Genomic DNA, 19,971 nt, shown 5'->3' with positions numbered 1-19,971 from the left:
GTTGTTGGCCGGGAAAAACGCAATTCTGAATTCAGAAAATGTCTCTGCTGAGGTGAAAAAGGCATTTCAGTACGGCGAGTCGATGGGTGGTGCCAGGCCAAAAACCGTGCTTCAGCATAAAGGACAAGCTTATTTATTAAAATTTAACCGCGCCGACGACCTCTACAACGTAGCCAGAGTAGAAAGCGCAACAATGGCAATGCTAAATGAAGTGGAAGGAGTCAATGTTGCCAGCACCCGGTTGCTTACCGGTGAAGAAGACGTACTGATGAGCGAGCGGTTTGACCGTCGTGGTCTGGATGTTTCGCATCATTTTATTAGTGCGAACTCTTTGCTGACCGAAGGAAATGTCAGCGAAGCCATGCTAAAGACAACATACTCCTATGGTGCACTGGCGGAGCATCTGAGGAAAACCAGTCAGCGTGCTGAGGATGCAACCGAACTTTATAAACGCATGGCATTTAATGTGTTTATTGGTAACACAGACGACCACGGTAGAAATCATGCCTTACTCTGGGATTTAAATTTCGGCGGCTGGAAGCTGTCGCCCGCCTATGACGTACTGCCTATTAATAATAGTCAGCAACATGCTTTGGGTATTGGTGAATATGGACGTGCAGGCAGTATTGATAATGTGTTGTCGCAATGCCGACGGTTTGGTGTTACCCCTAATAAAGCGAAGAATTTACTCAAGAACATTCAGGAGCTGGTGGTTGAGTGGCCTGCTTACTACAAGAAGAATGGTGTCGCGGAAGGTGATATTGAGAGATTAAAAGCCGTTATTCCGGATACTTTCAGGTTAAACACCTGAATTCAGGAGATGTGACCATGACAATTAGCCCCGAGACCCTGGCAAAAAGTATTCTGGATGGCTTTCATAGCCACTATCGGCGTTTTCAGGCACTGACTCAGGGGGCACGTGAACGTTTCTTAAAGCGCGACTGGACTGCGGTGGTGTCGGCAGCTTCAGAGCGGATTCATTATTACGACCACCAGGTGGGCACAACGGCGACAAAAGTCGAGCGCCGTGTGGGGAATGAACTTGATGAAAACCTGTGGAGGGCAACCCGGCAACGTTACCAGCAACTGCTGAAGTTTCACCCGCAGGCGGAGCTGGCGGAAACCTTTTACAACTCAGTGTTTTGTCGGGTGTTTGACCGAGCCTATTTTAATAACGACTACATTTTTGTGGAAACTGTGCTGGCCAACCACATTCCGGTGCCGGTGGAGAACGAATGCCACTCTTACTTTCCGGTGGTTGACGGGTTGGAGGGAACACTGACCCGGGTGTTTGAGGATATTGGCCTGGGTGGTGAATTTGAAAGCTTCGAAAATGATATTGAACAGCTACGCGATAAGTTCTTTGAGCGCGCAACAGAAACGGATATTGAAGCCCACAACCTACGCATAGACGTACTAAAGTCACCATTCTACCGCAACAAAGCGGCGTATATTGTCGGCCGGGTAGTGACTGAAAATAACCATTATCCTTTTATTGTACCGGTGCTGATCAACTCGCAGGGTAAGCTTTATGTTGATGCCTTTATTACCCGGTCGGATCGCATGGCGACCATTTTCGGCTTTGCCCGTTCATACTTTATGGTCGAAACCGAGGCACCTTCTGCCCTGGTCAGGTTTTTAAAGGACTTAATGCCGCACAAAACGCTGGCTGAACTTTATTCGTCGGTGGGTTTTCATAAGCAGGGAAAAACCGAGTTTTATCGCGAGTTTTTGCACCACTTGCGCCGTACAGACGACCAGCTCTCTGCTGCTCCCGGTGTCAAAGGTATGGTTATGACGGTGTTTACGCTGCCGTCTTTTCCTTATGTGTTTAAAGTCATTAAAGACCGGTTGGGCGGCACCAAGGAGTTTGGTCGGCAGACCGTTATTGACCGTTACCGCATGGTTAAGCGGCACGATCGGGTGGGGCGTATGGCCGATACTCTGGAATTTGTCGATGTGGCATTGCCGCTTAAGCGTATTTCTGCGGACTTACTGGAGGAATTTAAGCAAACCATTAGCAATTCTATTTCGATAGAAGATGACACTCTGGTGATTCACCAGTTGTTTGTTGAGCGCCGGATGACGCCACTGAATTTGTATTTAGAATACGCCAATGACGAAGAAATAGACGCGGCGATGGACGACTACGGCCGGGCCTTAAAAGAAATGATGGCGGCGAATATTTTCCCCGGTGACATGTTGCTGAAAAACTTTGGTGTCACACGCCATAAACGCGTGGTGTTCTATGACTACGACGAAGTGCGGTACTTAACCGACATGAGCTTCCGACGCTTACCGGATAACGACTGGGAAGTTTCTATTGCTCCGGACGATGTGTTCCCGCAGCAGCTGGCGCAATTTGCGGTGCCGCAGGCGAAATACCGCGACAAACTATTGAAGCGTCACCCAGAGTTAATTGATTCGGCTTACTGGTGCCGCGTACAAAAAAACATCCGCAAGGGTGAGCTTACGGATGTTTTTCCTTATGATGCCGACTTGCGCTTTACGCGGAGGTTTTAAACTGGTCTTCCTCGGTCGAGCCTTTCAGTGCAGTGACTGAAGATAGCCCGCCCTGAATGACGTTGGTCAGCTCGTCGAAGTAGCCTGTGCCGACTTCCTGCTGGTGCGCAACAAAGGTGTAGCCTTTGTCTGCCGCTTCAAACTCTTGTTGCTGCAGTTTAACGTAGGCTGACATGTCGTTGCGGGCATAGTCATGTGCCAGTTCAAACATGTGGTACCACATGTTGTGCACACCGGCCAAGGTAATAAACTGGAATTTGTAACCCATTGCGGCAAGCTCGCGCTGGAACTTAGCAATGGTGTCGTCGTCCAGGTTGCGTTTCCAGTTAAACGACGGTGAACAATTATAGGCCAGCAGTTTGCCGGGGTATTTGGCATGAACGGCTTCAGCAAACTGACGCGCTTCGTCTAAGTCTGGTTTGGCGGTTTCACACCAGATAAGATCCGCAAACGGAGCATATGCTAAGCCGCGTGAAATGGCTTGTTCAATGCCCGGCTTCACGCGATAGAAACCTTCGGCAGTGCGTTCACCAGTAATGAACGGCTTGTCGTTCGGGTCAAAGTCAGAAGTCAGTAGATCGGCGGCGTTAGCGTCAGTACGGGCGACAATCAGTGTCGGTGTACCGGCAACATCGGCAGCTAAACGTGCGGCTGAAAGTTTCTGCACCGCTTCTTGTGTGGGTACCAGTACTTTACCGCCCATGTGTCCGCATTTTTTCACTGAAGCCAGTTGATCCTCAAAATGCACTCCGGCAGCACCGGACTGGATCATGCGCTTCATCAGCTCGTAGGCATTGAGAACGCCACCAAAACCGGCTTCCGCGTCGGCAACAATAGGTGCGAAGTAGTCTACGTAATTGTCGTCTTCCGGCGTAACGCCTTTTGACCACTGTATCTGATCAGCACGGGCGAATGAGTTGTTAATGCGCTCGACAACCGTAGGTACTGAGTCGACCGGATATAACGACTGATCCGGGTACATGCTGCAGGCCGAGTTATTATCGGCCGCTACCTGCCAGCCGGAAAGGTAAATGGCTTGTAAACCTGCTTTGACTTGCTGTACCGCCTGACCACCGGTTAAAGCACCCAATGCGTTGACATAGTCTTTGCCGAATTTTTCCTGTGCTTTGCCGTGAATGAGTTTCCAGAGTTTATCAGCACCGTTGCGGGCGTAGGTGTATTCTGGCTGCACGCTACCACGCAGGCGCACAACGTCTTCGGCACTGTAGGGGCGCTCAACACCTTTCCAGCGTGGGTCGGTGTCCCATTGCTTTTGCAATTCTTTAACCTGTTGTGCGAATGAAAGATTCTGGGTTGTCATAAATAATTCCTTGTTGTTCTTTAATTGTAATTACTTGAGTTGTTGGTAGCCGGGCAGGGTCAGAAAGTCGACCAGCTCGTCGGCTGTGGTAATTTCTTCTAAAAGCTTTAATGCCTGTTCAAAAGGTTCGTCGTTCCAGCGTTGTTTACCCACTTCGTTTTTCACTACCTCAGCTTCTTCCTGCAGATACTGCCGGAACAGCTCTTTGGTGACCGGGGTGTTGTCGGACAGGGTTTTGCCGTGGCGGATCCACTGCCAGATTGAGGTACGTGAAATTTCAGCGGTGGCGGCGTCTTCCATCAAGCCGTAGATAGGCACGCAGCCTTTGCCGTTCAGCCAGGAGGAAATGTATTGCAGCGATACCCGAATGTTGGTGCGCATGCCGGCTTCAGTACGCTCGCCCTCACAGGGTTGCAGCAGTAAGGCCTGATCAATCGGCGTGTTGTTTTCACGCAGTACGTGAAGCTGGTTGTCGCCTTCAATACCATCGACAAAAATTTCGCGCACGGTGTCAGCTAAGCCCGGGTGGGCAATCCAGGTGCCGTCGTGGCCATTGTCGCGCTCCATGGTTTTGTCGGCGTGAACTTTAGCGAGGATCTTCTCATTCTCGGCTGGATCTTTGCTGGGAATAAAGGCTGCCATGCCGCCCATAGCTAAAGCCCCGCGCTGGTGACAGGTTTTCACTAACAAGCGCGAATAGGCGTTAAGAAAGGGCTTGTCCATGCTAACCACCTGGCGGTCGGGCAGAACCCGTTCAGGATGTTCTTTCAGGGTTTTTATGTAACTGAAAATGTAATCCCAGCGGCCGCAGTTAAGTGCAGCAATGTGGTCTTTCATGGCGTGTAGTATTTCATGCATCTGAAACACTGCCGGCAGGGTTTCTATGAGTATGGTGGCGCGAATGGTGCTGGTTTTTAAGCTGAATTTTTTCTCGGTAAAGTGAAAAACATCGGCCCACCATTTGGCTTCGTCGCTGTGTTCCAGCTTGGGCAGGTAGTAATACACACCCGAACCTTGTTGTAGTCGCTGCTGGTAATTCAGTAAAAAGTACAAAGCAAAGTCCATTAGCGCGCCGGGAATAGCTTGGCCATTACGCTGCACGTGCTTTTCCGGTAAGTGCAGGCCGCGAACTCGTGCAATTAGGAGTGCAGGATCAGGGCCAACTTCGTAGTGCTTGCCACTGTCTGGGTCGGTATAGGTCATGCCGCCAATGTTGGCGTCACGCAGGTTAATTTGACCGTTAACCATGCCCTCCCAGGTAGGAGATTGTGAATCCTCAAAGTCGGCCATGTAACAATCGACATTGGCATTCAGAGCGTTGATGACCATTTTGCGGTCCACCGGTCCGGTAATTTCTAAGCGGCGTTTTTTCAAATCTGCTGGCAGTTCGGCAATGCGCCAGTTTCCTTCACGGATGTTTTGAGTTGCAGAGTCAAAATCAGGTAACTGACCCTGGTCAAATTGAGCCTGACGTTGCTGACGCTTCTTTAACAGCGACTCTAACCGTGGTTGAAAGGTATCGACTAACTCAGCGAGAAAAGACTGATTCTCGTCGTTGAACAGCGCTTTTGCATCGTCATCAAGGGGTTGACTGAAGTTAAATAGATTGTTCATTTTTGAATCCGTTGTTACTAGTTTGTTAACACGGATTAAGAGTAGATGCTGGTCGCACCATTAGTCTAATTTATGCTGTTAATTAGCAGTATTCAGGAGGGTTATTACTGTAGCCTGACGTTTACGTCAGGAACGGCGCTGAACCTGACATAAATGTCAGGCTACATGGGCGTTTGGATTGGCATTGGACCTGACATAAATGTCAGGCTACGTGCACCCTGTAGCCTGATGTTCACATCAGGTGAGATACCCCACCTGACATAATTATCAGGCTACATAAGCCTACGGCATTTAAATTCTAAAACGCTTAACCAATTCATTAAGGTCAACGGCCAGGCGCGAGAGTTCGCGGCTCGAGGCATTGGTTTGCTCTGCACCGGAGGCTGTTGAATTAGACAGGTCACGAATGCTGACCAGGTTTTTGTCCACATCGCGCGACACGTTTGCCTGTTCTTCTGCGGCACTGGCTATGGATGTGTTGTGATTGTTTATTTCACTGACAGCAGCGGTAATCAGCTGCAATGCTTCACCGGCTTCACGTGCTACGTCCAGAGTCTTAGTAGCACGCTCTAAGCTCTTATCCATGGTGGCGACAGAGCGGTCGCTGGACTCATTAATAGCTTTAACCATGTCTTCAATTTCAACGGTAGACTGCTGTGTCTTGTGAGCTAACGAGCGAACTTCATCCGCAACAACGGCAAACCCGCGACCTGATTCACCAGCACGAGCCGCTTCTATTGCTGCGTTTAGTGCCAGCAGGTTCGTTTGTTCGGCAATACCGCTGATAACTTCAAGCACTTTAGTAATGCTCTTAACTTTTTCCGCAAGCTCGGTCACGTTACCTGAAGAGTCTCCAATTTCCTGAGACAACTCTTCAATAGCACGGACCGTTTTACGTACGCGGTCATTACCTTGTTGCGCTTGTTGATTTGCTTCGTCCGAAGCTTCAGAAGCGTTTTGAGCATCCTGAGCAACGGTTTCAACGGCGGTGGTCAGCTCGTTTACGGCCGTTGCTGCCTGTTCTAATTCTTCCGACTGCTGCTGAATAGTCCGGGTAGACTCTTCAGTCACTGAGCTTAGTTCTTCAGAGGTTGACGCTAATTGCTCCGACGATTCCGATATGGTGGTAATAGAATTGCGCAGTTCTGTTTGCGTTCGTTCTAATTGACGAAGTAGCTGTGCAGGCTCATCCTTGCCGACAATTTCAATACGTTGCGTTAAGTCGCGCTTAGCAATGCTTTCGGCAAAATCAACGGCTGCTCCGATAGGTTTGACAATGCTGCGGGTCAGTATAACAGCAAATAATGCTACCAAAGCGACCACAACGATTAGCGCAACTATGACAGCAATTTTCGCTGCACTCGATACATTGTGAGCTTCTGCTTTTGCACTATCAATGAGGATCATTTCTCGCGCCAACATTTCGTCGAGCTTTTTTGAAATGTCATTTGTTAATGGAATAATGCTATTTTCCCTAATTGAGTCAATGGCGCTATTTAGACCCGCGTCAACCAACTTATTAAACTGTTCATTTAGTTCCCAAAACTCTTTATCCAGAGCCATATATTCATTAAATAGCTTGCGAGCTTCTGGATCTGCGATGTTTGAACTGTATTCTTCCTGATTGCGTTTAAGAGCGTCTATCGCATTTTGAAGTTTGTTTCTATAATTTTCTAGACGGGCTGGATCGTTGATGTACGCCGATACGTTTGCAGAGTGAATGCGCACTCGTAAAAATTCACGGTCGACATCATTAACATTTTGAACAGCCGGAACTTGCTCATTTGTTATGATATTCAGTTGAGTACCCAAAGCTCCGATTCGATTCAATGCGAAGATTCCCAATAATAGTGTCAGTAATCCGATGAGCCCGAAAGCGATACTGGCGCGAATACCTATGGAAATTTGACGTAGCATGATTTATTTCCTCGTTATGCAGTTGCTGATAACTAAGTGTAGCAAATTTGTATACATTTAAAATTTGAACGCTCATTTTCTATCGGCCGCTAACCCGAGAAACAATAACTTTTTAGTAAACTTTTTAGTTTTTCCTGAGTTGGTTTTATGCTTTCAGTTAACAGATATTCGTCGGGCTGATGTGCCTGGCGTATCGATCCAGGCCCCATAACCAGTGTTTCGCAGCCCAGTTCCTGAAGAAAGGGCGCTTCAGTGCAGTAGTTAACCGCCTGCGCCTGAGTTTTCGAAATTTTCTCGGCTAATTGCACCAATGCGGAGTCGGTACTTTGCTGAAAAGCCGGTATGGGGTGGTGCAGTGAAATGAGCTCAATTGACCCCGGATAGCGAGCCTGAATATTTTCTGTTGCCTGGTGCAGGTGAACGTAAAGCTCATCGACAGACAAGCCCGGCAGCGGCCGAATGTCCAGATGCAGCTCGCAACAACCACAAATGCGGTTGGCGTTGTCGCCGCCGTGAATGTGACCAAAGTTCATGGTGGGGTGTGGCACAGAAAAACTTGAATCTGAATATTTATGCTTAAATTCTTCTTTTAATTTCACCAGTGCTGAAATGACTTCGTGCATCAGTTCTATGGCGTTAATACCCAGTGCCGGGTCGGAGCTGTGGCCGGAGCGTCCGGTAATGCGTATTACTTCGCTCATGTGCCCTTTGTGCGCGTATACCGGGCGCATATCTGTGGGTTCGCCTATTACGCAGTAGTCGGGTTTGAGGTTCGCAAAACGACTGACCTCACGGGCACCATCCATAGTGGTTTCTTCGTCCGCGGTGGCTAGTATCATCACGGGCTTAGTTTGCTGAGCCGCGTCCAGCTCGCTCAGAGCCTGAATAACAAAAGCAAAAAAGCCTTTCATATCAATGCTGCCAAGGCCGTACCAGCGGTTGTCCTGTTCAGTGAGTTTAAAAGGGTCGAAGTTCCAGCGGCTGGCGTCGTAAGGAACGGTGTCAGTATGTCCCGACAGCAGTAAACCGCCACTTCCTCCTCCCCGGCGAGCCAGTAAATTGAACTTTCCCGGCTGACTTTGCAGTTCATTGATTTCGCACTCAAACCCTAATATCTCCAGCCATTCAGCCAGTAAATTCACAACTTTCTGATTGCTGTGATCCCACTTCGGGTCGATAGAGCTGATGGAAGGCTGTGCAATGAGTTGCTGATACATTGAGAAGAATGATGGTAAGGCTGGGGTGCTCATGATAGTAATCCTTAATATAATTATTCACTATTATTGCATAAGTATATTTATTCGGTTATTCTGCATTTTTACTCAGAAACAGCAACAGGTTTTTGTCGCATGCAGTATACAGCAGCGCAGTCTCAGTCAGTCGCAATAATCGGAGCCAGCGGTTACGTCGGCGTCGAACTAACCCGCTTGGTGGAACAACATCCGGCGCTTAGTCTTTTGGGTTGTTATGTCTCTGAGCATAGCAGTGATGCTGGCTCGTTGTTGAGTGATTTACACCCACAATATGCGCATTTAGTGAAGCTTTCTTTGCAGGGCTTATCCAGCCATGAAAAAGAGCTCATTAAAAGCTCGGCTGACACAGTGTTCCTGTGTACTGATCATGGCGTTAGTGTGGAACTGGCGCCTGAGTTTCTGGCGGCTGGTTTGAAAGTCATAGACCTGTCCGGCGGTTTTCGTTTAAACGCAACTGAAGATTACCCCTCATTTTATGGATTTGAACATCAGCAGAGCTCGTGGCTACAACAGGCGGTTTATGGGCTGGCAGAGTGGTATCCGCAAGAGATAGCGGCAGCGCAGTTAGTTGCTGTGCCCGGTTGTTACCCTACAGCGGCGTTAATGGTATTGCTTCCGGTAAAACAGGCAGGCTTACTCAGCGACAGCAAAATTATTATTAATGCGGTATCCGGTGTGACCGGTGCCGGGCGGAAGGCCGCGCTGACGAGTCATGGTGCGGAACTTTCTTTGCAGCCATATGGGCTGTTTGAGCATCGCCATACTCCGGAAATTGCTCAACAGTTACAGCACGAGGTGTTGTTCACTCCACATTTAGCGCAGTTTCCGCGCGGTATTCTGGCGACTTTATACGCAGAACTTAACGATGATGTTAGTGACGCCGATTTGGATAAAGCCTATCAATGCTATGCAGACAAGCCACTGGTTCGTTTTGAAAAACAAGCGCGGCCAGCGATTAAAAATGTGGTTCAGCAACCCTTTGTGGATATTGGCTGGCATCGTCAGGGCAACCAGCTTATTGCCTTTTCGGCTATTGATAACCTGCTAAAAGGTGCCGCCAGCCAGGCTATTCAGTGTGTAAACCTGCAGCTTGGTTTAGCGGCAGAGGAGGGGCTGGTATGAAAGTGATAAAGTTGGGCGGTAGCTTGCTTGAGCAGCCCGATGAGATGAAAGCTCTGTTCGCGTCCCTGTCAGACATTGAAAACAATACTGTTATTGTGCACGGCGGCGGCGCTCTGGCCCAGAAATGGTTGTCTAATGCTGGCCTAAAAAGTGAAAAATATGAAGGGTTGCGAGTCAGCCCACAAGAACATATGCCTTATATCGTTGGCGCGTTGGCCGGTTGTGCGAATAAGCAGTTGATGTCCTGGGCCATTGCTGCCGGCCTACGACCTATTGGTTTAACTCTGTATGAGGCGGGTATTTCTTGTCGGCGGGAATCCGCCGAGCTGGGGCAGGTGGGCACTTGTGAGTTATTTGAGTCAGAGTTAATTACTAACCTGCTCAAAAGTGGTTATCTGCCATTAGTAAGCTCTATTGGATTCAGCAAACAGGGTGAATGGTTCAATGTTAATGCCGATGACGCCGCTGTCGCGGTTGCTGCAAACCTTGACGCCGATTTACTGTTTCTAACCGATGTTGATGGCGTACTCGATAGCGAAGGCCAATTGATAGAGCAGTTGGACAGCCGGAGTATTGATGAACTGACAAAAAGCGGCGTGATTAGAGATGGCATGCTGGTTAAAGTTCGCGGCGCACTTAACGCAGCAAAGCGCTTACGACGATGTGTGCGAATAGGCAGTTGGAATTTAATGAATCAAACCCATTCAGGCACACAGATTAGTGAGTAAGTATGATGAAACATTGTTTATCCGGGCTGGAGTTAACTTCGGCTAACACATTGCAATTATTGGCTTTAGCGCAAGAGCAAAAAGCACACCCTGAAAAATACAGCCAGACTCTGGCAGGCCGGAGCGTTGTGACTCTGTTTGAAAAGCCGAGTCTGCGTACGCGTTTGTCTTTTGATATTGGCCTGCAAAAGCTGGGCGGTCATGCGGTTTATTTGAATGAGCAAGGAAAAGGCATGGGCGTGCGTGAAAGCGTTGCTGATTATGCCCGCAATTTATCCTGCTGGGCAGATGCTATTGTTGCACGGGTTATGTCGCATAACACCTTACAGGAGCTGGCTAAGCACGCCTCAGTGCCGGTAGTTAACAGCTTGTGTGACCGGTTTCACCCCTGTCAGGCATTGGCCGATTTTTTAACCCTGCAGGAGCACTACGGCAAGGTGAAAGGTCTGAAGTTGGTGTATCTGGGCGATGGCAACAATGTCTCACACTCGCTGATGCTGACTGCCGCCGCACTGGGTGCAAACTGCACTATTATTTGTCCGCCCGGGCATGAGCCCGATGCAGATCTTGTCAGCAAAGCGAAAAAGCAAGCTGAAGAAAGCGGTGCTGACATTGTGGTAACCCAGGATATTGCCGCTGTTGCAGGGGCTGATGCGCTTTATACCGACACCTGGGTGTCGATGGGCGACGATAAGCCGCTGAGCGAAGTACGCGACACTTTCCAGCCCTACCAAATCAATTCGCAGCTGGTCGAGCACAGCGGTGCCACTTCGGTGTTGCACTGTCAGCCGGCGCATCGGGGCTACGAAATTACCTCGGATGTCATGGACGGCCCGCTGTCGCGCTGTTTTCAGCAGGCGGAGAACCGTTTGTATGCGCAAAATGCCTTATTAACTTTATTATTGAATCCAACGGCAGCCGCACTGCCAGAATCTATGGAGAAAGCCTCATGAGCAATGTAAAAAAAGTGGTACTGGCCTATTCTGGTGGCCTGGATACATCGGCGATTGTGCCCTGGTTAAAAGAAAACTATGGCTGTGAAGTGGTGGCCTTTGTGGCTGACGTTGGGCAGGGAGCAGAAGAGCTGGAGGGTGTGGAAGAAAAAGCCAAAGCTTCAGGTGCTTCTGAATGCCATGTGGTGGACTTAAAAGAAGAGTTCGTTAAAAACTACGTGTATCCGACACTGAAAACCGGTGCAATTTATGAAGGCACTTACTTATTGGGTACCGCCATGGCGCGGCCGATAATTGCCAAAGCTCAGGTTGAAGTAGCGCGTAAAGTCGGTGCTGACGCACTGTCTCACGGTTGTACTGGTAAAGGCAACGATCAGGTTAGGTTTGAATCTTGCTACGCAGCCTTAGCACCGGACTTACAAGTGATTGCGCCCTGGCGGGAATGGGAGTTAAGCAGCCGTGAGTCTTTGCTGGGTTATCTGGCGGAACGTAATATTCCCTGTTCAGCTTCAGCGACCAAAATCTACAGCCGCGACGCTAACGCCTGGCACATTTCGCACGAGGGTGGCGAACTTGAAGACCCCTGGTGCGAACCCACCGAAAAGGTCTGGACTATGACGGTATCGCCGGAGCAGGCGCCGGATAAGCCGGAGTATATTTCTGTTAAGGTCGAAAATGGTGAAATTACTGCGGTGAATGACAAGGCATTGTCACCTTTTGAATGTCTCAGTGTTTTAAATGACATTGCTGCTAAGCACGGTGTTGGCCGCGTGGATATTGTGGAAAACCGTCTGGTGGGAATGAAAAGCCGAGGTTGTTATGAAACGCCGGGCGGTACTGTAATGATGACTGCGTTGCAGGCTGTTGATGAGCTGGTGCTGGACAAAGTCAGTCGCAGCTGGAAAACTCAGTTGAGCGAGCAGTTTGCGCAATTATTGTACGATGGTCGCTGGTTTACCCCTTTGCAGCAATCGGTTATGGCTGCGGCACAGTCGTTATGCGCGACGGCCAGTGGTGAGGTGGTTCTGAAGCTTTATAAAGGTTCGGTAACTGCGGTACAGAAACGTTCTCCGCACAGTTTATACAGTGAGGATTTTGCTACCTTTGGTGCCGACGAAGTGTATAACCAGGCGCATGCCGAGGGCTTTATTCGGTTGTTCTCTCTTCCGAGCCGGATTGCGGCGTTGCAAAAACAACAAAAGGAATAGGTTATGGCGTTATGGGGAGGACGTTTTGCGGCAGGACCCGATGCCGCGTTTCAGCAGTTTAATGACTCGTTACCCTTTGACTATGTGCTGGCGGAGCAGGATATTACCGGGTCTAAAGCCTGGGCCAACGCGCTGCAAAAGGTTGGAGTACTCAGTGCTGAAGAATGTGCACAGTTACAACAGGCACTGGACGAACTATTAGGTGAAGTGCGTTCTGATCCTGCGGCTGTTGCTGTCGGTGGTGATGAAGACATTCACTCGTTTGTTGAGGCGGCACTGATAGCCAAGGTCGGTGACTTAGCCAAAAAACTGCATACCGGGCGTAGCCGTAACGATCAAGTCGCGACAGACTTGCGATTATGGTGTCGTCAGCAGTCAGAAGTTTTGCAACAGGCGTTGCAGCAAACCCAGCAGGCATTGCTGGGTTTAGCTGAGCGAGAACAGGGCACGGTCATACCCGGTTATACTCACTTGCAACGCGCCCAGCCGGTATTGCTGGCGCACTGGTGTTTAGCTTATGTAGAAATGCTGCAGCGCGACAGCGAGCGTTTAGAGGACGCCGTAACGCGCCTGAATAAAAGTCCGCTGGGTTGCGGTGCGCTGGCGGGTACGGCGTATCCGGTGGACCGTGAAGCCATTGCCAGCGAGCTGGGTTTTAGCCAGGCGACTCGTAACAGCTTAGATTCGGTTTCCGATCGTGATTTTGTGGTGGAGTTATTAAGCACTGCGTCACTGTCGATGTTGCATTTGTCGCGCTTAGCGGAAGATCTCATCTTCTATAATTCCGGCGAGGCTGGCTTTATTGAACTGGCAGACAACGTGACCTCGGGTTCTTCGTTAATGCCGCAGAAGAAAAACCCTGATGCGCTGGAGCTGGTGCGCGGCAAAAGCGGTCGGGTGGTGGGCTCGCTAACCGGGTTGATGATGACCTTAAAGTCCCTGCCGCTGGCTTACAACAAAGACATGCAGGAAGACAAAGAAGGTTTATTTGACGCCTTTATCACCTGGCAGGCCTCGCTGGCTATGGTGACTTCCAGTCTGCAGGGGTTAACCGTGAACCATGATGTTTGCCGTAAGGCCGCACAGGGTGGTTATGCTAACGCCACTGAACTGGCCGATTATCTGGTCGCAAAAGGCGTACCTTTTAGGCAGGCGCATCATAACGTCGGAGAGCTGGTTCAGCAGGCCATTCAGGCACAAAAGCCGCTTGAAAATATGCCGCTGGAGGCGTTTCAGGCCATTGTTCCGGTAATTGAGCAGGATGTCTATGAATGGCTGACGCTGGACGCTTTACTGGAAAAACGCTGTGCACTGGGTGGAACCTCGCCGCAGCGCGTAAACGAAGCATTAAAGAGCGCTCAACAGCAGCAGAAAATTCGTATTCGGGACGCCAACCTGGGCGATATCGGCGCGATTCTGGAGTTAGTTCAGCACTGGGCCGGAGCGGGGGAAAACTTACCGCGCGCCAAGGACGACATTGTACACTCGATTAACGAGTTTGCGGTGACCGAAGTGGACGGAAAAGTGATGGGTTGTGCGTCGCTTTACATCTATACCACTGGCCTTGCAGAAATTCGCTCGCTGGGTGTTCATCCGCATACGGAAGTTCGCGGGCAGGGCCGCATGCTGGTGTCTTATTTATTGAAAAAGGCGCGATTACTGCAATTGAACCGGGTCATTGTGCTGACCCGGGTGCCGGACTTTTTTGAACAACAAGGTTTTAGCCATTGTTCTAAAGACAGTTTGCCGGAAAAGGTGATGAAGGACTGCGAATTATGCCCAAGGCTGGCCAACTGCGATGAGCTGGCCATGGACTTTCACCTTCAACCGCCGGACGAACGGCTAATCTTTAGTACAGCGTTGTGATCCAGCGCTCTTCATTAATAAAGGACCAGCTCCAGTCCTTCCATTTATCGCTAAGACCCTTGGTTTTTGCTTCATCAAGGGTCATTCCCTGTTGCTTCATGGTATCAACTTCGGCTTTGGTTTCTTTCAACATAGCCAGAAACCCGCGATAGTCTTCTTTGTTGGCTAAAGGGCCATGGCCGGGAATGATGACTGTATCATCTGTAATGCGGCTTAATAAGTCTTCGACGTTTGCAATGTAGCCGTCGACATCGCCACCGCTTTCAAGATCAATAAAAGGGAAGCGTTCATTAAAGAATAAGTCGCCCGGATGCAGCACATTGGCGTTTTTAAACCATACTGCACTGTCACCGTCGGTGTGCCCTGCAGGCAGATGGAACACATAAATGGTGTCATCGTTAAAGTGGAAGGTGATGCCGGAATCGAAAGTAATTGCCGGCAGACCCATTTCCGTAAAACTGTCGTCGTTACTCAAGCGTTCACGCACATTGTCATGAGCATAAATAGTTGAGCTTTGGTTATTGGCAAACCACATATTTGAGCCGACATGGTCGCCGTGGAAGTGGGTGTTCAGAATGTAACGAACGTTTTCACCGCTAAGCTCTTCAATTTTGGCTGCAATTTTTTCTGCTACCTGAGTGTATTGGTCATCCACCAAAAATACGCCGTCATCGCCGGATGACATCAGCATGTTGCCGCCAGCGCCGGTGAGCATATAAATATTATCGGCGACTTCGTTGTGCTCGACGATAATCTCTTCGGATTGATAGGCCGCTGCTGGTAAAGCAAGTACAGACAGAGTCGTCAGTACACAACTGAGTAATAGTTTACGCATGGGGTTTCCTTTTTAGGTTTTGCATTATTGATATAGGTTACTTATTCAACAAGCGCAAAGATCAACAGCATGACCTCAAGTGACTTAAATGTGAATATATTGTTACATTCTTATGTTGTCACAATATTGTCATGCAAGCGTTTTACTCTTCATCCCGACTTAAATCATAACTGGATAAAATCCAAGTCGGGAGAACCCAATGAAATTTAATACCTTATTCAAAATCTCTGCAGTAACGACAGCTTTATTTTTGGCCGGTTGCGGCGGCGACATTAATGTTACACCAACGGTTAATAATGGCGGCGGCGCTGACGGTGGTAATGGTGGCGATGGCGGTACCAGCGTAGAGTGCGCTAGTTACGGCGACGTGGAAGGTACCTACGACGGTCAAGACTGTACCTATGATGAAAACTTCGCCAGTGCGACCATCGAAATTGATGAAGATATTACTTTTGAAGAGTTGCCTGACGGTGGTGTGCACGTATTTGAAGGCGCGCTGCAAGTTGGTGTCGATTGCGACACGACGACAAGCTGTGAAATTAACCAGAATGGCCCGGTTATGACCGTTGAACCAGGTGCTACATTGGCCTTCACCTCTGGTGAAGCCATTATTCAGATTGCTCGTGGCGCGCAGTTAAATGCTGTTGGTACTTTCGACAAGCCAATTACATTTACCTCAGCTAACGCATTTGACCGTCTGAATGTTTCTGGCGACGCGCCACGTTATGCAGATTGGGGCGGCATCATTATTAACGGTAACGGTATTACCAACCAGTGTACTGATGCACAGCGCGATGGCGGTACTTGTAACGTAGAGTCTGAAGGTATTGTGAGCTATTACGGTGGTAATGATAACACTGATAGCAGCGGCTCAATGAAATATGCAAAAATTTGGTACGCCGGTTCAGGCCCTCGCGATGGTGGTGATGGCGATGACCTTAACTCATTAACTTTAAACGCTGTTGGTTCTGGATCATCTTATGAATTTATCCATATTCATCAAGGCTATGATGACGGTATTGAGTTCTTCGGGGGGAAAGCGGATGTTAAAAACGTGGTTTTCACCGATACTCAGGATGACTCAATGGACATCGATGCTGGTTGGCAAGGCCGTGCACAGTTCCTGTTTATTAAACACGGTACAGTGACGGTAGATGGCAATACTAACTACATGGGTAACGGCGGATTTGAAGCCGACGGTGAGAAAAATAACGGTCCAGACTACAGCCAGGCACCAACGTCAGCACCGACCATTGCTAACGTAACTATTATCACCACTGATGGTAAATCTGTACGTGATAACGATCCATCTATTGCCACTAAGTTTGATGATAACTTCCAGGGTCAAATGTATAACGTCCTGAAAGTTAAAGAGAATGGTACTGCTGACGACGGTTGTATCTTCTTTACTTCAGACGGTGAAGCAGGCGTAGATAACGGCGAGCTGGACTTCTACAGCTCAGTTTTAGCCTGTACTAACAACTTCGTAAATACCGGTGATAACACCTTTGCAGATGGCGAAACTTACTCAGCCTGGTATCCGAACGGCGGCGTAAACGAAATTCTTGATGGCTCCGCTACTGTTCTGAATGACGACGGTATCTCTACAGATATGACTTCTTCTATCACTATCTCGGCGAATGACTTAACGTCACTAAACGATGACTTCTTTACTCCGGTTGATTTCATCGGCGCATTGTCTGACGACGATACAAGCTCTGAGTGGTACCAGTGGGTTGAAACTGCTGTAGCTGCTGCTGACGCAGACTAATTTGAGTTGGAATGCGAATGAATAGGCGCAACGGTGTTGCGCCTATTTTCCGATTTTATTGCAGGAGTTGGTTATGAAAAATCAATACAAACTCAAGCCTGTTGCTTTAGCGGTTGGATTAGGGTTGTTTGCCTCTGCGCCAGCAGCTTTGGCTCAGCAAGCCGATGAAGCAGACGTTGAACGCGAATCGACCATTGAAGAAGTGGTTACCACCGGCAGTCGTTTGCAGGGTAGTGCCGCGGCTGTTGTTCAGGAACGTAAAAATCAGGCTTTTGTGGCTGATATTCTGGGTGCCGAGCAGTTGTCTCGTTCTGGCGACAGCGACGCGGCCTCGGCTTTACGGCGGGTGACCGGTTTAACCCTAGTCGATGGTAAATTTATTTATGTGCGCGGTTTAGGCGAGCGTTATTCAAGTGCCCGTATTAATGGTGCCAGCATTCCCAGCCCGGATTTAACCCGTAACGTGATTCCGCTGGATATTATTCCATCGACCATTATTGAGAGTATGGCAGTACAAAAGGTGTTTTCACCTTCTATGCCGGCGGCTTTTGGTGGTGGTAATATTGATATTCGTACGCGTTCTTTGCCTGACGACTTTGTTTTTAGTGTTGAAGCGGGCGTTGGTATGAACAGCAACGCAGACGAAGGTTATACCTATAACCGGGACGACAGCGGTATTCCGGCAGGCATAAAAGACGCAATTGGCCGCTACCAGGGTGACTTTAGTCTACGTAATATTGTTAATACCGACGGTCTGACGGGTTCTGGAAATAGTGCGGGTAATCAGGCAAGAGCAATTAATGCCTCGCTGGCAAAGCAATTGCCACGAGACATGGTGCTGAAGAAAGAATCTTTAGACCCTAACATGGACTTTAAAGCCACCTTAGGTAATAGCTTTGACGAGTCATTTTTCGGTGGAACTATAGGCGTGTTAGCCGCGGCTTCCTACGATAATGACTGGGATGTTTCTGAACGCAAGAATGCGGTTATCAGTAACAACGCAACAGCTGATTGTTCAACGTCTCTGGCGACGGTCGAAGACATCTCTAAGTCTTGTTACAACACCTTTGAAGAAACCACAGTAACGACAGAAACTGAGCGTCTGAACGGCTTTTTCACTGCGGGTTATGAATTAGATACACACAGTGTCAGTTATACCAAAATTTATCTAGAAGACTCGGAAGATGAATCGGAGTTTGGTATCAAGCAAAGCCCGAACGGTAGTAACCTGAAAACCATAGTTGGAACCGGTATAGCTAACCGCGAGCACGAATTCAAATACGAAGAGCGTGTCTTAAACGTTGATCAGTTCCGCGGCCAACATACTCTTATGGACTATTGGGGCATTGGTTTCGACTGGCAGTATACGGAATCAAAAGCGGAAACGGATATCCCTACCGAAGTTTCGTATCGTTTTGACGATATTTATGACACCGAGGGTAACTTCTCTGAAACTCGCGTAACGGGCGATGACAACCGTGCTATTTTCCAGTTTGTTGATATGGAAGATAACGTTAAGTCTTACGGCGGTAACCTGTCATTACCACTTGCATTTTCTGGAATAGAGCTTGAGCTAAAAGCAGGCTATGACTTTGTTGATAAAGCGCGTTATTACAGTACCAGTCGCTTTAGTCTGGACAATGCATCGGGTTCGCGTTTGTCAGTGCTGGACGACTTAGATGACGTGTTAGGTGTCACGGGTTATTTGACGGATGATGTTATTGATGACAACGATTTCCGTATTTCTTTCCGTGAACCCGGTGCGCCAAATGCGGATGACTACCTGGCCGCTCAGAAAATTGATGCCTATTACGGTGAGTTCGATGCAATATTCGATAACACCTGGCGTGTAAGTGGTGGTGTTCGTTATGAAGACTTTAAACAGGTTTCTCTGGCAACATCGAGCTTAATTTTTAGTGAGCAGGATTTAAATAATTATTTCAATCCTGAGCGTGTGCTTGAAAGCACCATTGCTGAAGACGACCTCTACACGGCTTTATCGTTGACTTATATGGCCAGTGATAATTACCAGCTGCGTTTTGGTTACGGCGAAACCGTTGTGCGTCCGGATTTACGTGAAACAGTGCCGGTGGCTTACTACGACCCAATTACGGACATTCGTACGTTCGGCAGAGCTGGCTTAGAGAGCAGTGATTTACGTAACTACGATGCACGCTTTGAGTACTATGCCGATAATGGCGACAATTACACCATTGCGGCTTTCTATAAGGACATAGAGAACCCCATTGAGTCAGTGCTTCAGGTGGGCGATGAAGATTACACCTTAAGTTACGTTAATGGTGAATCAGCTGAAGTCTATGGCGTTGAGCTTGAGTGGCTGCACGATTTAGGTTACCTGGCGAACGGTTTCTTTACCTCGGGTAACTTAACCTGGAGTGACTCTGAAGCGTCGATTGATCCGGCATTGGCGGGTAACTTAACCAACCGGACTAAGCGTATGACGGGACACTCTGAGTACGTTGCCAACTTCCAGTTGAACTACGACTCAGCTAACGGAGAACATGCGACCTCACTGGTGTATAACGTGTTTGGTGAGCGTATCTTAGCGGCTGGTATCGGTGGACGTGAGGACGCTTATGAGCAACCCTTCCATTCACTGGATTTGGTTTACAGTTATTATCCGAGCTTTAACTCTAAAATCGGCTTAAAAGTTAAGAACCTGCTGGGTGAAGATCAAGAAGTGACTCAGTCAGATATTTTAGTTCGCAGCAAAGAAGTCGGAACCGTGGTTAGCTTAAGTTACAGCTACGAGTTCTGATTGAGAAGGGCTGTAGGATGTAGCCTGACATTTATGTCAGGTCCAATATCCCACCTGACGTGAACGTCAGGCTACGTCTAT

Annotated in this window: 14 protein-coding genes; 9 read left to right on the top strand and 5 right to left on the bottom strand. The window is 48.7% G+C overall.

Translation table 11 applies throughout. The annotated features are described in order from the left end of the window. On the top strand, window positions 1-811 hold an 811-nt coding region (locus RJ32_RS00850), incomplete at its 5' end, for a type II toxin-antitoxin system HipA family toxin (RefSeq protein ID WP_034818335.1). A 17-nt stretch (window positions 812-828) separates the two neighbouring features. Next, window positions 829-2,523, top strand: coding sequence for a bifunctional isocitrate dehydrogenase kinase/phosphatase (aceK, locus tag RJ32_RS00845; protein ID WP_034818333.1), 1,695 nt, complete (start codon window positions 829-831; stop codon window positions 2,521-2,523). Here the strand turns inward: aceK and aceA are convergent. The 4 genes from aceA to argE all read right to left on the bottom strand — a co-directional run bounded on the left by aceA (window position 2,507) and on the right by argE (window position 8,625). Further along, window positions 2,507-3,844, bottom strand: a complete 1,338-nt coding sequence (aceA, locus tag RJ32_RS00840) for an isocitrate lyase (RefSeq protein WP_034818331.1) — start codon at window positions 3,842-3,844, stop codon at window positions 2,507-2,509. The two genes, aceK and aceA, sit on opposite strands and share 17 nt — an antisense overlap. 30 nt (window positions 3,845-3,874) lie before the next feature. Then, the gene (aceB, locus tag RJ32_RS00835) at window positions 3,875-5,458 is read right to left on the bottom strand and encodes a malate synthase A (protein WP_034818330.1); all 1,584 of its coding nucleotides are present in this window, start codon (window positions 5,456-5,458) and stop codon (window positions 3,875-3,877) included. A gap of 291 nt (window positions 5,459-5,749) precedes the next feature. Then, window positions 5,750-7,375 (bottom strand): methyl-accepting chemotaxis protein, encoded by a 1,626-nt coding sequence (locus tag RJ32_RS00830; protein WP_034818329.1) that lies wholly within the window; start codon window positions 7,373-7,375, stop codon window positions 5,750-5,752. Window positions 7,376-7,464: 89 nt separating this feature from the next. Further along, complete coding sequence (gene argE, locus RJ32_RS00825) at window positions 7,465-8,625, bottom strand: acetylornithine deacetylase (protein WP_034818328.1); 1,161 nt, start codon at window positions 8,623-8,625, stop codon at window positions 7,465-7,467. 99 nt (window positions 8,626-8,724) lie between these two features. On the opposite strand from argE, the gene argC reads away from it, so the two are divergent. From argC to argH, 5 genes are read left to right on the top strand one after another with little or no spacing between them, the layout of a single operon-like run. Next, window positions 8,725-9,750, top strand: coding sequence for an N-acetyl-gamma-glutamyl-phosphate reductase (argC, locus tag RJ32_RS00820; protein WP_034818327.1), 1,026 nt, complete (start codon window positions 8,725-8,727; stop codon window positions 9,748-9,750). Next, entirely contained in the window at window positions 9,747-10,478 is a 732-nt protein-coding gene (gene argB / locus RJ32_RS00815) for an acetylglutamate kinase (protein WP_034818326.1), read from the top strand. The genes argC and argB overlap by 4 nt, the downstream gene beginning before the upstream one ends. Window positions 10,479-10,480: 2 nt before the next feature. After that, a complete protein-coding gene (locus tag RJ32_RS00810) occupies window positions 10,481-11,431 on the top strand; it encodes an ornithine carbamoyltransferase (protein ID WP_034818323.1) in 951 nt (316 codons plus the stop codon). Further along, window positions 11,428-12,639 (top strand): argininosuccinate synthase, encoded by a 1,212-nt coding sequence (locus RJ32_RS00805; protein ID WP_034818322.1) that lies wholly within the window; start codon window positions 11,428-11,430, stop codon window positions 12,637-12,639. The genes RJ32_RS00810 and RJ32_RS00805 overlap by 4 nt, the downstream gene beginning before the upstream one ends. 3 nt (window positions 12,640-12,642) lie before the next feature. After that, window positions 12,643-14,505, top strand: a complete 1,863-nt coding sequence (argH, locus tag RJ32_RS00800; RefSeq protein ID WP_034818321.1) for an argininosuccinate lyase — start codon at window positions 12,643-12,645, stop codon at window positions 14,503-14,505. Here argH and RJ32_RS00795 read toward each other — a convergent pair. Beyond that, window positions 14,489-15,340 (bottom strand): MBL fold metallo-hydrolase, encoded by an 852-nt coding sequence (locus RJ32_RS00795; protein ID WP_034818320.1) that lies wholly within the window; start codon window positions 15,338-15,340, stop codon window positions 14,489-14,491. The two genes, argH and RJ32_RS00795, sit on opposite strands and share 17 nt — an antisense overlap. A gap of 199 nt (window positions 15,341-15,539) precedes the next feature. Here RJ32_RS00795 and RJ32_RS00790 point away from each other — a divergent pair, with 199 nt between their 5' ends. Both RJ32_RS00790 and RJ32_RS00785 read left to right on the top strand, forming a co-directional pair. Further along, complete coding sequence (locus tag RJ32_RS00790) at window positions 15,540-17,111, top strand: hypothetical protein (RefSeq protein ID WP_034818319.1); 1,572 nt, start codon at window positions 15,540-15,542, stop codon at window positions 17,109-17,111. 73 nt (window positions 17,112-17,184) lie between these two features. Then, complete coding sequence (locus RJ32_RS00785; protein WP_034818318.1) at window positions 17,185-19,890, top strand: TonB-dependent receptor domain-containing protein; 2,706 nt, start codon at window positions 17,185-17,187, stop codon at window positions 19,888-19,890. The last annotated feature ends 81 nt before the right edge of the window (window positions 19,891-19,971 follow it).

Origin of the sequence: Idiomarina sp. 28-8 (assembly GCF_000320945.2) — a bacterium.
GTDB lineage: Bacteria > Pseudomonadota > Gammaproteobacteria > Enterobacterales > Alteromonadaceae > Idiomarina > Idiomarina loihiensis.
The sequence above is the reverse complement of the archived record's forward strand: the minus strand, read 5'-3'. Positions and strand labels throughout refer to the sequence as shown.

Bases quoted from the DNA above. Each gene is read 5' to 3' on its own strand.
- aceK (WP_034818333.1), top strand. From the start codon at position 829: ATGACAATTAGCCCCGAGACCCTGGCAAAAAGTATTCTGGATGGCTTT.
- aceA (WP_034818331.1), bottom strand. From the start codon at position 3,844: ATGACAACCCAGAATCTTTCATTCGCACAACAGGTTAAAGAATTGCAA.
- aceB (WP_034818330.1), bottom strand. From the start codon at position 5,458: ATGAACAATCTATTTAACTTCAGTCAACCCCTTGATGACGATGCAAAA.
- RJ32_RS00830 (WP_034818329.1), bottom strand. From the start codon at position 7,375: ATGCTACGTCAAATTTCCATAGGTATTCGCGCCAGTATCGCTTTCGGG.
- argE (WP_034818328.1), bottom strand. From the start codon at position 8,625: ATGAGCACCCCAGCCTTACCATCATTCTTCTCAATGTATCAGCAACTC.
- argC (WP_034818327.1), top strand. From the start codon at position 8,725: ATGCAGTATACAGCAGCGCAGTCTCAGTCAGTCGCAATAATCGGAGCC.
- argB (WP_034818326.1), top strand. From the start codon at position 9,747: ATGAAAGTGATAAAGTTGGGCGGTAGCTTGCTTGAGCAGCCCGATGAG.
- RJ32_RS00810 (WP_034818323.1), top strand. From the start codon at position 10,481: ATGATGAAACATTGTTTATCCGGGCTGGAGTTAACTTCGGCTAACACA.
- RJ32_RS00805 (WP_034818322.1), top strand. From the start codon at position 11,428: ATGAGCAATGTAAAAAAAGTGGTACTGGCCTATTCTGGTGGCCTGGAT.
- argH (WP_034818321.1), top strand. From the start codon at position 12,643: ATGGCGTTATGGGGAGGACGTTTTGCGGCAGGACCCGATGCCGCGTTT.
- RJ32_RS00795 (WP_034818320.1), bottom strand. From the start codon at position 15,340: ATGCGTAAACTATTACTCAGTTGTGTACTGACGACTCTGTCTGTACTT.
- RJ32_RS00790 (WP_034818319.1), top strand. From the start codon at position 15,540: ATGAAATTTAATACCTTATTCAAAATCTCTGCAGTAACGACAGCTTTA.
- RJ32_RS00785 (WP_034818318.1), top strand. From the start codon at position 17,185: ATGAAAAATCAATACAAACTCAAGCCTGTTGCTTTAGCGGTTGGATTA.